Consider the following 767-nt stretch of genomic DNA (forward strand, 5'->3'; position numbering starts at 1 on the left):
GGATTTAAGTGGAGTTAGGGATTTCTACGTTGATAACTATCTTGGTAAAGAGGCTCTACAGAAAACGCTTGTAATTGCAAATAGCATATCTGGTGGAGAGTATCCAGAAGGAACAGTCATTCAACTAGTACCGACAGAGATTATGATTAAAAGAGCTAAAGGGACAAATAAAGAAACTAATGATTGGGAATTTTTTGATTTAAATGTATCAAAAAATGGAACAACTGTCCTAACGAGAGGATTCAAAGACGTAACTAACCGATTTGGTGGTAATTGTTTTGAATGTCATTCCAAAGCAGAAAATAAATGGGACCTAATTTGCGAAAAAAATCATGGTTGTGCCCCAATACCATTAACTCGTGAAATGATCAAAGCACTACAAAAAACAGATCCACGATGCGATACAAAAGTAAGTCTAAGTGATGGAGAAAATGAAGCATTGAAAATGCTAACTAACTTAATTCAAAATTAACCTATCACAAAATATCTTTGTCATCGATATTTAGCCACTTCAACGCTTTAATCCTCGCATTAACTAGGTGCCTTTTACTTAGATAAATTAAAAGGTGCCTTCGAATCATAATCAATACTTTAAAATGAGCAGTTAACCAATCTGAAGTTGTTGCTCGTAATGTTGATTTCAATAAATGACAAATCATACCATGATTATTTAAGCAGATGATTAAATGCAATTAAAATCATAACATTAAGATCCTTTGAGGTTAATTTAAATTAAATCATGTATGAATAGGGAGCATTGATAGGAC

At 32.7% G+C, this 767-nt stretch carries 1 protein-coding gene; it reads left to right on the forward strand.

Annotated elements, in window-relative coordinates; genetic code table 11:
- Positions 1-472, forward strand: a 472-nt coding sequence (locus tag MMG82_RS21390) for a hypothetical protein (protein WP_241407419.1), incomplete at its 5' end; no start/stop codon positions are given.
- Between the last annotated feature and the right edge of the window lie 295 nt (positions 473-767).

This window comes from Shewanella sp. MM_2022_3 (assembly GCF_022557375.1).
Taxonomy (GTDB): Bacteria; Pseudomonadota; Gammaproteobacteria; order Enterobacterales; family Shewanellaceae; genus Shewanella; species Shewanella xiamenensis.